This window comes from Flavobacterium poyangense, from assembly GCF_011751075.1.
In the GTDB taxonomy this organism is placed as follows: domain Bacteria; phylum Bacteroidota; class Bacteroidia; order Flavobacteriales; family Flavobacteriaceae; genus Flavobacterium; species Flavobacterium poyangense.
Genome location: NZ_JAALLN010000003.1, coordinates 302,050 through 316,215 on the forward strand (window position 1 = coordinate 302,050; position 14,166 = coordinate 316,215).

Annotated in this window: 11 protein-coding genes; 5 read left to right on the plus strand and 6 right to left on the minus strand. The window is 35.8% G+C overall.

All coding sequences use genetic code 11. From position 1 onward, the window contains the following. Positions 1-3: 3 nt before the first annotated feature. The 3 genes from G3A47_RS09325 to G3A47_RS09335 form a co-directional block, all read right to left on the minus strand. Positions 4-1,731, minus strand: a complete 1,728-nt coding sequence (locus G3A47_RS09325) for a phospho-sugar mutase (RefSeq protein ID WP_166921888.1) — start codon at positions 1,729-1,731, stop codon at positions 4-6. Between the two features lie 87 nt (positions 1,732-1,818). After that, positions 1,819-2,775, minus strand: a complete 957-nt coding sequence (locus G3A47_RS09330) for a glycosyltransferase family 2 protein (RefSeq protein WP_166921889.1) — start codon at positions 2,773-2,775, stop codon at positions 1,819-1,821. A gap of 8 nt (positions 2,776-2,783) precedes the next feature. Beyond that, positions 2,784-3,317, minus strand: coding sequence for a DUF4199 domain-containing protein (locus G3A47_RS09335; protein ID WP_166921890.1), 534 nt, complete (start codon positions 3,315-3,317; stop codon positions 2,784-2,786). 266 nt (positions 3,318-3,583) lie between these two features. Here G3A47_RS09335 and G3A47_RS09340 point away from each other — a divergent pair, with 266 nt between their 5' ends. The 3 genes from G3A47_RS09340 to G3A47_RS09350 all read left to right on the plus strand — a co-directional run bounded on the left by G3A47_RS09340 (position 3,584) and on the right by G3A47_RS09350 (position 7,489). Further along, on the plus strand, positions 3,584-3,838 hold the full coding sequence (locus G3A47_RS09340) for a type B 50S ribosomal protein L31 (RefSeq protein ID WP_011921626.1): 255 nt from the start codon (positions 3,584-3,586) through the stop codon (positions 3,836-3,838). A gap of 320 nt (positions 3,839-4,158) precedes the next feature. Then, positions 4,159-5,334: a GlmU family protein gene (locus G3A47_RS09345; RefSeq protein ID WP_166921891.1), complete on the plus strand. Its 1,176-nt coding sequence runs from the start codon at positions 4,159-4,161 to the stop codon at positions 5,332-5,334. A gap of 520 nt (positions 5,335-5,854) precedes the next feature. Continuing rightward, positions 5,855-7,489: an ABC-F family ATP-binding cassette domain-containing protein gene (locus G3A47_RS09350; protein WP_166921892.1), complete on the plus strand. Its 1,635-nt coding sequence runs from the start codon at positions 5,855-5,857 to the stop codon at positions 7,487-7,489. Between the two features lie 68 nt (positions 7,490-7,557). Here the strand turns inward: G3A47_RS09350 and G3A47_RS09355 are convergent, their stop codons facing one another. From G3A47_RS09355 to G3A47_RS09365, 3 genes are read right to left on the minus strand one after another with little or no spacing between them, the layout of a single operon-like run. After that, the gene (locus G3A47_RS09355) at positions 7,558-8,715 is read right to left on the minus strand and encodes an ABC transporter permease (protein ID WP_166921893.1); all 1,158 of its coding nucleotides are present in this window, start codon (positions 8,713-8,715) and stop codon (positions 7,558-7,560) included. 2 nt (positions 8,716-8,717) lie between these two features. Then, positions 8,718-9,671, minus strand: a complete 954-nt coding sequence (locus G3A47_RS09360; RefSeq protein ID WP_166921894.1) for an HlyD family secretion protein — start codon at positions 9,669-9,671, stop codon at positions 8,718-8,720. 12 nt (positions 9,672-9,683) lie between these two features. Next, positions 9,684-11,066 carry a TolC family protein gene (locus tag G3A47_RS09365; RefSeq protein WP_243860406.1) on the minus strand — a complete coding sequence of 461 codons (1,383 nt, stop codon included), beginning with the start codon at positions 11,064-11,066 and terminating at the stop codon, positions 9,684-9,686. 491 nt (positions 11,067-11,557) lie between these two features. On the opposite strand from G3A47_RS09365, the gene G3A47_RS09370 reads away from it, so the two are divergent. After that, on the plus strand, positions 11,558-12,709 hold the full coding sequence (locus G3A47_RS09370) for a porin (protein WP_166921895.1): 1,152 nt from the start codon (positions 11,558-11,560) through the stop codon (positions 12,707-12,709). Positions 12,710-12,730: 21 nt separating this feature from the next. After that, positions 12,731-14,161 carry an anion permease gene (locus G3A47_RS09375; RefSeq protein WP_166921896.1) on the plus strand — a complete coding sequence of 477 codons (1,431 nt, stop codon included), beginning with the start codon at positions 12,731-12,733 and terminating at the stop codon, positions 14,159-14,161. The last annotated feature ends 5 nt before the right edge of the window (positions 14,162-14,166 follow it).

Genomic DNA, 14,166 nt, shown 5'->3' on the forward strand with positions numbered 1-14,166 from the left:
CTGTTATTTCAATTGCATTCCTGCAATGATGTTTTGTATTTTTTGATCTAAGAAATTTTCTGCTGCGTCAAAATCCTGTACAGATTCTAATTCGGCATTTACGCTGATGTAGAATTTAATTTTTGGTTCAGTTCCGCTAGGTCTTGCACAAATTTTAGATCCGTCTTCTGTGTAATAAATCAATACGTTAGATTTTGGTAAGTTCATTACAGATTCTTCACCTGTAAAAAGATTCAACGCTACAGAAGATTGGTAATCTTCAACCATAATAACACGTTGTCCACTGATTTCTTTCAAAGGATTCTCACGTAAACTAATCATCATCTGATTGATTTCTTCCAGACCTTCCATGCCTTTTTTGGTTAATGAAACCAAATGTTCTTTATAGAAACCATTTTCAACATAAAGTTGTAAAAGTTCTTTGTAAACAGAGCTTCCGGCTGCTTTTGCCTGTGCGGCTACTTCACAGATTAATAGGGTAGCGGCAACAGCATCTTTGTCTCTTACAGCGTCACCAACCATAAAGCCAAAGCTTTCTTCACCACCTCCAATAAATTGAAGTTCAGGGAAATCTTTGATCATTTTGGCAATCCATTTAAAGCCGGTAAGACCCACTTTGCATTCTACGCCATAGCTTGTCGCTAATTCCATCATCATTGGAGTGGAAACAATTGTAGAACCAATGAATTGTTTTCCATTAATTTTTCCGGCTTTTTTCCATTGTTTTAATAAAAAAGATGTCATTAAAACCATGGTCTGATTCCCGTTAAGCAAAATCATTTTGCCTTCGTTGTTTCTAACAGCAACACCTAGACGATCACAGTCAGGATCTGTTCCGACTACAAGATCAGAATTGGTTTTTTCTGCCAAAGCCAAAGCCATAGTCAAGGCTTCAGGTTCTTCCGGGTTTGGAGATTTTACTGTTGGAAAATTTCCGTCCGGAACAGCTTGTTCTGGAACAATGTGCACATTGGTATATCCGGCCTGAGACAAAGTCTCCGGGATCGATTTTATAGAAGTTCCGTGCAAAGAGGTGAAAACGATTTGCAGGTTTTCTTTTGCTTCTGTGGGTGTGTTAAAACTGGCATTTTCAATAGAAGACTTTATAAAAGCTTTGTCAATTTCAGTGTCTATATACTGAATCAGTTTTTCGTTAGCCTGATATTTGATTTTATCGTAGCTTAAATTTTCAATAATAGTGATGATTTCAGCATCTTGTGGAGGAACTATTTGCCCTCCGTCTTCCCAATACACTTTATAACCATTGTATTCCGGTGGATTATGCGAAGCGGTAAGTACAATTCCGCATTGGCAACCTAAATACTTAAGAGCAAAAGACAATTCAGGAGTAGGTCGTAAATCTGAAAACAAATAAACCTGAATTCCGTTTGCAGAAAAAACGTCTGCAACAACTTTGGCTAAGGTGTTGCTGTTATGACGACAATCATAAGCAATGACCACTTTTAAAGGTTGATTTGGAAATACCTGATGCATATAATCCGAAAGCCCTTGTGTGTTTTTACCGAGAGTGTATTTGTTGATTCTGTTGCTTCCAACACCCATAACACCACGCATTCCGCCAGTTCCAAACTCAAGGTTTTTGTAAAAGCTTTCCTCAAGTTCTTTTGGGGATGTGGTCATTAATTCTTTAACAGCTGCTTGTGTTTCGCTGTCAAATGTTGGGGTCAGCCATTCGTTTACAGCATTTAATATGTTAGGTGCTATATTCATCTTTCGTATTCTTTTATTTTAGATCAAAATAATTATCGTTCTCGGGAGCTGTTGTTTGCTCCCTTTGTTTCTTGTGCGGTTTTTGTGTTAAAAGTTAACTTCTCGAGCTACTTTGTAACGACCTTCGTTGCTTTTGGTTCTCAGAATAATTTCACCAAGAAAACCTGCCAAAAACAATTGAGTTCCCAAAATCATTGTGGTCAGGGCAATAAAAAACCAAGGGTTGTTGGTAACCAGACTGTATCTCATTCCGTTATACATATGGTATAATTTTGAAACACCAATATATCCGGCCAGAAAAAATCCGATAATAAACATTATCGAGCCCAATGCGCCAAACAAGTGCATAGGTCTTTTTCCGAATCTTGACAGGAACCAAATCGTAATCAAATCAAGAAAGCCGTTTATAAAACGTTCCATTCCAAATTTGGTTTCACCATATTTACGTGCCTGATGCTGTACTACTTTTTCACCAATTTTATTAAAACCGGCATTTTTTGCTAAAACCGGAATGTAGCGGTGCATTTCGCCCGAAACTTCTATGTTTTTTACAACAGTGTTTTTGTATGCTTTTAATCCGCAGTTAAAATCATTTAATTCTACTCCTGATGTTTTTCTTGCCGCCCAGTTGAATAATTTCGACGGAAGATTTTTGGCTACAACAGAGTCGTAACGTTTCTTTTTCCATCCCGAAACCAAATCAAATTTCTCGGCTGTAATCATTTCGTATAAGCCCGGGATTTCATCAGGACTATCTTGTAAATCGGCATCCATTGTAATAATTACATCACCTTTTGCTTTTGCAAAACCGGCATGTAAAGCTTGTGATTTTCCAAAATTCTTCATGAAACGAATTCCCTTTACATTCGGATTTTCGTTAGAGAAATTTTCAATAATATTCCAAGAATCATCTGTACTACCATCATCTACAAAAATGATTTCATAAGAGTAATTGTTAGATTGCATCACTTTAATAATCCAGGTATAGAGCTCTTGCAGTGATTCCTCCTCGTTTAGAAGCGGTATAAGTATAGATAAATTCATTTATTTTTTTATTCTTGTATTGTAGTTTTGCTTTTAAAAATTGCCGCGAAAATTAATCCTAAAACAGAACTGATTACTATGGTAAAAACGGATCCTTTTAACAATTCCAAAGTATCATAAGGATTACTTGATTTCATTTTAGCAATAGTTTCGTTAATAGCAGATGCGGGTGTTCCTAATTTTTGCAAGAACCCTACAGTATATTTGATCATTAATTCGCTTAAAGTGTCTTTTGCTCCGGGATCAATAACATTAAATAACATAATATTAAAAAAAGCAGAAATCAATATTCCAATTACAGCAGCAATGAAATAAGTTGTAAAAGCATCCTTAAAAGGAAAAACACCTTTTAGTTCTCTTTTGGTTTTAGTAAGTAGAATAATTGACAATGTAAGGCTAATAACGAGACCTAAAAGCCCCATCCACCACGAAGTGAACAAGTTTAAATCAATAGCATATATCGTAGCAGTAACTAATGAAGATGCAATTCCAATCATTACACCATAAGTAATCCCATTTTTCTTTATAACTTCATTGATCATATTTTCTATATGTTTTAAAATTAATCCACAAATATAGCAATTACCCTATATACAAAAGTGAGATATATATTAAAAATATTGATACACATGAAGAGAGTATTAAAAATATTGATTAAAAGATTTGTTTATTAAAAAATAAATGTAAATTTGCACACTCAAAAATAATTAAATTTTTAAACAAAAAAGAGTAGCGTTTGTTTACACCTTTTTCTAACCATGGAAAAGCTTCAAAATAAAAATGCTCTGAACAATAAATAAAAGAAAAGATGAAAAAAGGAATTCACCCAGAAAATTACAGATTAGTTGCATTTAAAGACATGTCAAACGATGACGTTTTTATCACTAAATCTACTGCAGATACAAAAGAAACAATTGAAGTTGACGGAGTTGAGTATCCAGTTGTAAAAATGGAGATTTCTAGAACATCTCACCCTTTTTATACTGGTAAATCTAAACTTATCGATACTGCAGGACGTATTGATAAATTCAAAACTAAATATGCTAAACACGCTAAAAAATAATAGCTGTTTTATTTCATACAAAAGCCTTCCATTCGGGAGGCTTTTTTTTATGTCTTTTTCTAGCGGAAGAAGGCATAACTTCTGTTTTAAACCATGTAAGTGATATAAGTTCATATCAATTTGGGGTTTTTCTTCGATGCGCTTACAGTACTTATATGGTTTAACTCTTCTTAAAAAAAAGTTGGTACTTTTTAAGCAAGACCTGAAATAATGTATGAATTAGTAGCGATATCACTTTGGCTGTATTTTCTTTCTTTAAAATAGTTGTAACTTTGAACCTGATAACCAAATCAAGATTTTAACAAATATTAAATTTATTTATGAACTACATTCTTTTTGACGGTCCCGTCCGGAATGCTTTATTGCCTTTTACTTTTACCAGACCTGTGGCTGATATTTTAATTGGAATTATGACCATTCGCCAAAAATGGGAAATGCGTTTAGGTTCAACAATAACAACCATTACAGAAGAATATTTGTCGGAAAAATTTCCGATGGTAGAATTAGAAGAAAATGTAATGATCAATGCTGCGTTTTTGCCAAATGAAACGCTTGCAGAAATGGTTTCTAATCTAACCGTGAATCAGGCGATTTTTAAAGGAGATGATGTAATTGCTTTTTTTGCAACAGAGAATCAGGAAGAAGTTGATTTTGATTCATATGAAATCATTTCCTATGAGGGCGAGTGTTTGACTGTAGAGCATACCTGGGATATATTTTCTAAAAATGATGCCGCCATCCGCGAAGATTTTAAATATCTGACGGAAGACAGGAAATCAATGCCAATCCCGAAAAGTGTAAATGCTATCGCCCCTGAGAATATATTTATTGAAGAGGGTGCTAAATTAGAATTCGTTACTTTAAACGCTTCAACAGGTCCTATATATATAGGTAAGAACAGCGAAATTATGGAAGGCTCAGCAATTCGTGGTCCTTTTGCTTTGTGTGAAAATGCACAGGTAAAATTAAATGCCAAAGTGTACGGAGCAACTACCGTTGGTGTGGGGTCAAGAATTGGAGGAGAAGTAAAGAATTCGGTTCTTTTTGCCAATTCCAATAAAGGACATGATGGGTTTTTAGGAGATTCTGTTTTAGGAGAATGGTGCAATATTGGTGCCGATTCTAACAATTCAAATCTAAAAAACAACTACGAAGAGGTGAAATTATGGAGCTACGAGACAGAAGGTTTTGCAAAAACCGGACTTCAGTTTTGTGGTTTGATGATGGGAGATCACAGTAAATGCGGAATTAACACTATGTTTAATACCGGAACTGTTATCGGAGTAAGTACTAATATTTTTGGTAGTGGCTTCCCGCGCAATTTTGTTCCGAGTTTTTCCTGGGGTGGTGCGGCCGGTTTTACAACCTATGTAACAAAAAAAGCTTTTGAAACCGCTAAACTGGTTATGGGGCGCAGAAATATAGACTTTGATGCAACTGAAGCTGCAATCCTGGAACACATTTTTGAGGAAACCAAAAAATGGAGAAAGGATTAATGAGATAATCAGATAATTTTTAAAATCGATATTTACTTTGTAAATGTCGATTTTGTTTTTTTAGTGAAGAGTAATGATTGCATTATCTAATTAACTCAAGTTGTTGATCGTGAAATGTGAAAAGTAATAAGTTTTGTTTAATTGATTGCTATCTTGCTTTGTGCGAACATATAGTTGCTTCGGATTACTGAAATAGAGTAACAATTCATCCAAATTCTATAGCTTCGTCCAGAGAAAAAAATCTGTTAATCAAAGCATACGGCCTTTCTGACCGACATGTCACATTTCACATGTTACATTTCACAACTCACAACTCACAACTCACAACTCACAACTCATAACTCATAACTCATAACTCATAACTCACATCTCACAAATAGAAACTCAAATTAATTATCAAATCCACACATTTTCTAATGATCTAATTGCCTAATTATCTAATTAATCTATCTTTGCACCTTCAAAAAAATGCTGTCGAGAAGTCTAAGAATCAAAGCAGTCTAAAATCTAAAAAATCAAAATGATTACAGTTAACGATATTTCAGTTCAGTTTGGTGGAACTACTCTTTTTAGCGATGTCTCTTTTGCTATAAATGAGAATGATAAAATTGCCCTTATGGGTAAAAATGGTGCGGGAAAATCGACACTTTTGAAAATAATTGCAGGAGTGAATAAGCCATCAACAGGAAATATTTCAGCTCCAAAAGAAGCGGTAATTGCCTATCTGCCGCAGCATTTGCTTGCAGAGGATGGTGCAACAGTTATGGAAGAGGCATCAAAAGCTTTTGGTGAAATCTTTAGCATGAAGGCCGAAATTGATGAAATCAATGAGCAGTTAACAGTTCGTACTGATTATGAAAGTGATGCATACATGAAATTGATCGAAAGAGTTTCTGACTTAAGCGAAAAATTTTATGCTATTGAAGAAATCAATTACGAAGCCGAAGTGGAGAAAATTTTAACAGGTCTGGGTTTTGAAAGAGAAGATTTTTCACGTCAGACGTCTGAATTTTCAGGAGGATGGAGAATGCGTATCGAATTGGCTAAGATCTTATTGAGAAAGCCGGATTTGATTTTGCTGGATGAGCCTACCAACCACATGGATATCGAAAGTATTCAATGGTTAGAAGATTTTTTATTGAATCAGGCAAAAGCGGTAGTAGTGATTTCGCACGACAGAGCTTTCGTAGATAATATTACCAATCGTACGATTGAGGTTACCATGGGAAGAATTTACGATTATAAAGCAAAATATTCTCATTATTTAGAATTGAGAAAAGACCGTCGTATTCACCAACAGAAAGCATATGATGAGCAACAAAAAATGATTGCGGATAACAGAGCTTTTATAGAGCGTTTTAAAGGAACATTTTCTAAAACCGATGCGGTTCAGTCTCGTGTAAAAATGCTTGAAAAACTGGAGATCGTTCAGGTTGATGAAGTAGATACTTCGGCTTTGCGATTGAAATTCCCACCAGCAGCACGTTCCGGACAATATCCGGTTATAGTAAAAGAAATGTCTAAATCGTATGGCGATCACGTAGTCTTTAAAGATGCTAATATTGTAATCGAAAGAGGGCAAAAAGTGGCTTTTGTTGGAAAGAATGGAGAAGGAAAATCGACTATGATCAAGGCCATCATGAAAGAAATTGGTGTTGATGAAGGAAGTGTTGAGATTGGTCATAATTCACAAATTGGATATTTTGCACAGAATCAGGCCTCTTTGTTAGATGAAAACGCTACGATTTTTGAAACAATTGATGGTATTGCAGTTGGAGACATCAGAACGCAAATCAAAAATATTTTGGGAGCCTTTATGTTCCAGGGTGATGATATCACCAAAAAAGTAAAAGTGCTTTCAGGTGGAGAAAAAACACGTCTGGCCATGATTAAATTATTGTTGGAACCTGTAAACCTTTTAATTCTGGATGAGCCTTCGAATCACCTGGACATGAAAACCAAAGATATTATTAAAGAAGCTTTACGTGATTTTGATGGTACTTTGATCCTGGTTTCTCACGACCGTGATTTCCTTGACGGACTGGCAACAAAGGTTTTTGAATTCGGAAACAAACGTGTAAAAGAGCATTTTGAAGATGTGGCCGGTTTCTTAGCACATAAAAAAATGGATTCTATGAGAGAGATTGAGAAATAATCTCGTAGTTGTTTAAATAAAAAAGGAGGCTGTTTTGCATTATAAAACAGTCTCCTTATTTTTTATAACTAAGTTTCTTTTAGCGTGTTTTTTTTCTTAAAGTATAAAGCAATATAAGCAAGTACAGAACAGACTAGACCAATAAGGATCATATTCCAGATGGAGTTTGTGGTTTGAGAAAAAGTTCCGTTTTCGATAATTAAGATTCGAAAAGCTTTTAAAAAATGTGTTAGGGGAATTACATTGGCAATAATCTGAATTGCATAGGGCATCTGACTTAATGGCCAGGTAAATCCGCTTAGAATAAAACTTGGTGTGGCTATAACCATCAGAATCTCGGTAGCTTTTAGCTGATTCGGTACAATAATACTGACTAAGATGCCAATAAAAGATACCGAAAGCACAAATACGCCCGCAACAAAAGTTAGTGGAAGTAAATTTTCGTAGAAAGGAATCCGGAACCATATAGTAAAAAGCCAATAGATGAGCCAAACGCCGAAACTCATAATCAGATAAGGAATAATTTTTACAGCCAGCATTTTTAAGATGGAGGGACATCTCTGTACTAAAGTTAAAAAAGTTCCATTTTCAAATTCCGAAGCAAAAGATAATGCCAGTCCTAATAATAAGACTTGTTGTAAAACTGTTGCTAAAACACCTGGCCAAAGAAAATACATATAATTGGTACTGCGGTTGTATTTTTTTACAAAAGTAGTTTTAAAAGGTTCGTATTGTGAGCCCAGTAAATTCTCCGGAACACCTTGTTTTCTTAAGGTTTCGATTTGACCCCCCGCTTTTAAAGTGCCCAGACAAATTTGTATGGCTGTAGAGGCATAATTGGCAGTTAAGACGTTTGAGGTGTTTACAATGGTGGTAATTTCCGGATATTTTTTGGTCAATGTCATTTTTTCAAAATCTTTCGGAATAATAACAACACAAACCGCTTCTTTTTGTATGGCAATTTGGGAAAGCTTATTTTGATCGTATAAAATAGAGGCAATAGACAAAACTTCATTGTCTTCAAACATTTGAATCGCTTTCGAACTTAACTCAGATTGATCCTGATCGATAACGAGTATCGGTAAATCGGTTACTTTTCCTTTGCCGTACACATAACCCAGTAAAACACCGTAGAGTATAGGGGCACCGATAAAAAGAATTCGAAGCACCTTGTTTTTCCAAAACAATTGAAATTCCCGCTTAAGCAATGAAAAGAAGTTTCGCATGATTAAAGAGATAAAGTAACGGTTGTTTTTGTAATCAGATCTTTTGTTTCTTGGGTGTTGGAAGGTGTTATTTTTATTTCAAACAAACTTTCCTGCATCTCATAGTCGGGATAGGCTGTCGCAATATTTCCATAAGCGCCCAGTTGTTTTATTGTGCTGATGGTTCCTTTGATGGTGGTTTTTTGATAAGGAATCTGAACAGTTATTTCCTGTCCCTTTTTAAATTTAGCCAATTGACTTTCGGGTATAGTAAATCGAAAGTAAGTACTGTTTACAAGGTAGCCATTAAATAAGGTATAACCCGGAAGTGCCAATTCGCCAATTTTTAAAGTGATGCTTTCGATACTCATAGGTTGTGGTGCAATAATATAGCGTTCTTTATCTGCCGTTTCTACTTCCTGCAAGGCACCAAGGGCTCTGTCCTGTTGTCCCAGTGCCATAGTTTGTTGTTCGATTCGGGCTCCTTTTTTGGCATCGTCCAGCTCCGCAATTACGGCATTGTATTGTGCCTGTGCCCCTTGGTATTTGGCAAAAGTCTCATCGTAAGTTTGTTGTGAAATTAAAGAGTCTTTGAGCATATTGGTTAATCGTCGAATCGATTTTTGAGCAAACTCATATTGTTCTTTTAGACCTGTTTTTTTAGCTTCAAGCTGTTTGATCTGATTTTCGGTGGCTCCTTTTACGGCCATATTGTATTGCGCTTTTGCTGAGACGACAGCTCCTTCTGCCTGACTTTTTTTGGCGTCAACTTCCGGAATATCGAGTATGGCAAGCGTATCACCTTTTTGAACAATGTCGCCTTCCTTTACAAATAGTTTTAAAATTTTACCGGGAATTTTGCTGACAACAGCGATCTGCTCTTTTTCTATTTTTCCCTGAATTAAATCTTCCTTTTTTGTTTTTTGACATCCGATAAAAATAAAAAGTAATTGGATGATGATAAGTGCTTTTTTCATAAAACAGAACTTTTATTTGGATATTTTTTTTGATAGATTGCCGGTAGCGATGATGGTTTCAATAGCGGCTAATCGCTGATCGATTAAAGTAGTGGTTTTGTTTACAGTAGCCCTGTAAGAGTCGTTTTCCGCTTCCAGACGTTCAGATATATTAATCAGACCTTCTTTGTATTGTTTGATAGCCAGATTTAAATTATTGCCCGCGACTTTTTCCTGTTGCTGAGTAATTTCGATTTTTTGAGTCAGAACAGTATAGTCTGCTAAGTTTTTTTCGAGGAGTAATTCCAGTTTTTCTTTAGTATCGTCTATTTGATTTTGTACTTGTGCGATGTTTATTTTAGCTTCATGAACTTTGTGTTTTCGCTCAAAACCCGAGAAAACTTCCCATTTTACAGCAGCGCCAATTACCCAGTTTTGACTTATTGTAAATTCATTCAACCCCAGATAAAGAGGTTGATTTATAGCTGAGATGATTGGAGTTGTAACATTCGCGTTAAATAAACTGGAATATGCAACACCTCCAAAGGCTCCTAAAGTAGGTAAATAAGTGCCTTTTTCTTTCTTTAACAAATACTCATAAGCGGTCTTGAAAGATTCTAAAGCTTTTATTTCCTGCTTGTTTTGAGTGCTAAGTTTTTCATCTGTCAGCAGATAAGGAACCAGATTGTACTGTACATGATCTATTTCTGAAGTCGAGTAACCGGTTAGATATTGGATTTTTTTATAAATCAGTTTTCTTTTTCCATCGAGTTCAATTTTTTTTGAAGTAAGTTCCAGAGTGGCTAGTTTTATTTTATCTCTGTCATAAGGTATGGCAAGTCCTTGTTCGATCGCTTTTGTGACCCGCTTGGTTTCAGTTTCTAACCTATTTTCACTTTCTTTTATTAGTCGGTCAATTTCTTTTAAAAGTGCCAGTTGATCAAAAGTGGTGATGACCTCTTTTATGATTCCGTCTTTTTCGGATTCTTTTAAAAATTGTGTCCCTTTTGTTTTTTCCTGAACAGCTTTGGCTCCGTTGGGAATTTGCATACCGCTGAACAATACTGTTTTCGCCATTACGCTTGCGTTAAAAAGATTTCCGTAGTTTTTAAAAGCTGTTTTTCCGTCAAATATGGGGTAGTCTATAATGGGTACGTTTGCCGTAGGGATGTCTACGGTTAATTTATTATCAAAATAGGAGTAGAGCGCACTGGCTTCTATAATTGGAATATATTTGTTCCAGATCCCTTTTTCCTGAAGATGTAATTTCTCGATATCAAGTTCTTTATTTTTTAGAGAGATGCTTTTTTCTATCGCTTTGTTAATAGCATCTTCAAGGGTAACAGAGACTTCTATCTGAGCCGACCCAGAGAACAGGCAAAGGAAGAAAAGAATAATTGACAGGTATTTTCTCATTGTAATTTTTGTTTGAATGCATTATAAATGGTAAACAAATTTTGTAGGATATTACAAATAGAATAAGAGCTGCGTACTAGACGGTTAATTACAAAGTTATACATATTCGTCTTATATTGTGTGTTTTATGGAGAATAATTTTTTTAGGGTTAAAATTGTTTTATCAGTTTTTACTGTGAAACAGAAAGTTGCAAGTTGGTGTTGTACGTGGTCTGTTTTTTTATATCTTAGTAGGAATATTTCTAATTTAACGATTCATTAATATGAAAAAAGCTATGATGTTCCCGTTTCTTTTGACAAGGGGTTTGCCTAATTTTTTTGTGTTTTTTGAATGCAATAAGAGTCTTAACGTTTTGGATTTTCCGAGCGAAAGTATTGGTTGAAAGGTAGATTTGGGAATTTTTCAAAGACCAAAATTATGGGAGAATTTTGAAGAAGTACAAAAGGATTTGAAGTTTATAGGGTAAGTTTTTTAATTGAAAATCTATTTTATGAGGAAATTTATAAGAATCAAAATCATTTTTATTTTTTTAATAGTGCCGTTTTTTATATACGCTCAGAACGATGTAAATCAGGCCACAACCAATTCTGATGAAGCGGTCAAATTTCCTCAGTTTCAGTTTAAAGGGCTTTTTCAAGCCAGATTTCTCGGAGCACTCTCTGAGGATGTTGACGTTCTCGGAGTTCATCATTCCACAGGAGAGGTTACGCAGTCGTCTTTTGATATTAAAAGAATGCGTGTGGGGCTTAATACCAAATTAAGTGAAAATACAGAGGTCGTAATTTTGGTAAACCTGGCCGATTTTAAATCGGATCCTAAAACCAAAGTGCTTGAAAACGCTTATGCAAAATATACCTTCAATAAATATTTTGCAGTAACAGGAGGGCAGTTTCGTCCTGCATTTGGAATCGAGGAGCTTGTACCCGTTGATATCATTAAATCTTTTGATTTCTCTAATCAATATTATGAATTTGGAAAAAACGGCTGGACAAGTTTTCAAATCGGAGCCTCAGCGACGGGGTCTTTTGCTCTTGGAAAAATTCCGCTAAGTTATGCCGTTTCTGTTTTAAATGGCAATGGAAAAAATCAGGAAAAAGACAAAGACAACGGAAAACTCTATTCGACTCGATTGGTTTTTGGATTGTCTAAGCTGCATAAGATTAACTTAGGTTTAAACGGGGGGACAGGGAAAGTATTCAATCAGGACGTTTTTGCTTTGGGAGCCGATATCACCAGTGATTTTGTGCTTAGTGATGCTTTTACTTTTGATCTTCAAATAGAATACAAACAAGGAACAAATCATAATCTGTATTTCTCCCTACCAACAGACGCGAGAACAGCAAACGTAAATGATTATCAGATGCGTGGATATTACATTATGCCCAATTTGAGATACCGTATAAATTATAAAAAATTGAGTTCTTTAGAATTGTCATGCCGTTATGAATCTTTTGATACCAGTTTTAAATTAAATTCTAATGTTCGTCAAACCTATACCCCTATGATCAGTCTGGAGTTTGGAAAAGCCTATACGGGAAGAATTGAAATGGGATTCGAAATAGACAGGTTTGACAAAAATATTCCGGATACCTCCACGTATAAAGACAATTTGTTTATTGTACAGTTTCAATGCAGACTTTAACATAACCTAATTTTTTGCCTTATGAAAGAAATAAAAATCCCTCAGATCTTAATTACATTGGCAGTTGGAATTGCAATTTGGTTGATTCCCGCACCTGATGGTGTGGTTATAGAAGCCTGGCATCTGTTTGCCATTTTCGTAGCGACAATTCTCGGAATTATTTTAAAAGCTGCTCCAATGGGAACCATGTGTATGATTGCTATTGCGTTGACAGCTTTTTCACAGGTTTTAGCGCCGGGGGATGCCGGAAAATCAATAACATTAGCTTTGAAGGGTTTTGGGGATAAAGTAATCTGGCTAATTGGAATCTCCTTTTTTATTGCCAGAGGATTTATTAAAACCGGTTTAGGAAACAGAATTGCATTTTTGTTTGTAAAGATATTCGGAAAGAGCTCACTTGGATTGGCTTATGGTCTTGGATTGGCAGATTTGGTTCTGGCTCCGGCTGTACCAAGTAATACGGCAAGAGGAGGAGGGATTATTTATCCGATTATGAAATCCATGTCAATGAGTTTTGGTTCGGTGCCGGATCAACCGGATACACATAGAAAATTAGGGGCGTTTTTGACGCTGAACAGTTATAATATGAATCTGATTGCTTCGTCTATGTTTTTAACAGGGACGGCCAGTAATCCGATGTGCCAGAAATTTGCACTCAACTTAGGAATTAAAATTACTTGGATTTCCTGGGCCGTAGCAGCAATTGTTCCGGGTTTGGTTGCCTTTTTTGTGATTCCTTTTGTATTGTATAAAATTTATCCGCCCGAACTTAAAAAGACGGGAGATGCACCACAAATTGCAAGTCAGAAACTTAAAGAAATGGGCCCTATTACACGCAATGAATGGATGATGTTGCTGACCTTTTTTATTTTATTATTTCTTTGGATGACCGGTGATTTGTTTTCTATTGACGCTACAACAACCGCTTTTATTGGTTTAGTGATTTTGCTTTTAACTTCTGTTCTTAGTTGGGACGACGTAAAAGCCGAAAAAGGAGCCTGGGATACGATTGTCTGGTTTTCGGTTTTAGTAATGATGGCGAGTTCGCTCAACGAGTTAGGATTTATTGGCTGGTTTAGTAATTTGGTAAAAGCCGAAATAGGAGGCTTAAGCTGGCAGATGGCTTTTCCGATTATTGTTTTGGTTTATTTCTTTAGTCATTATCTTTTCGCAAGTGCCACAGCGCATGTAGCAGCAATGTATGCGGCATTGCTGGGCGTTGGTATTTCACTCGGAATTCCCGGGTTGCTTTTGGCCTTTATGCTTGGTTTTATAGGATCGTTGTACGGAACGCTAACACATTATGGTCACGGACCTGCACCGGTTTTCTTTGGGAGCGGTTATGTCGATCTAAAAGATTGGTGGGTAAAAGGTTTAGTGACCGGAGTAGTGATGCTTTTTATTTATATGACGATCGGAGGGGCATGGCTTCGGGTTATCGGTTATTTCTAAAAAGG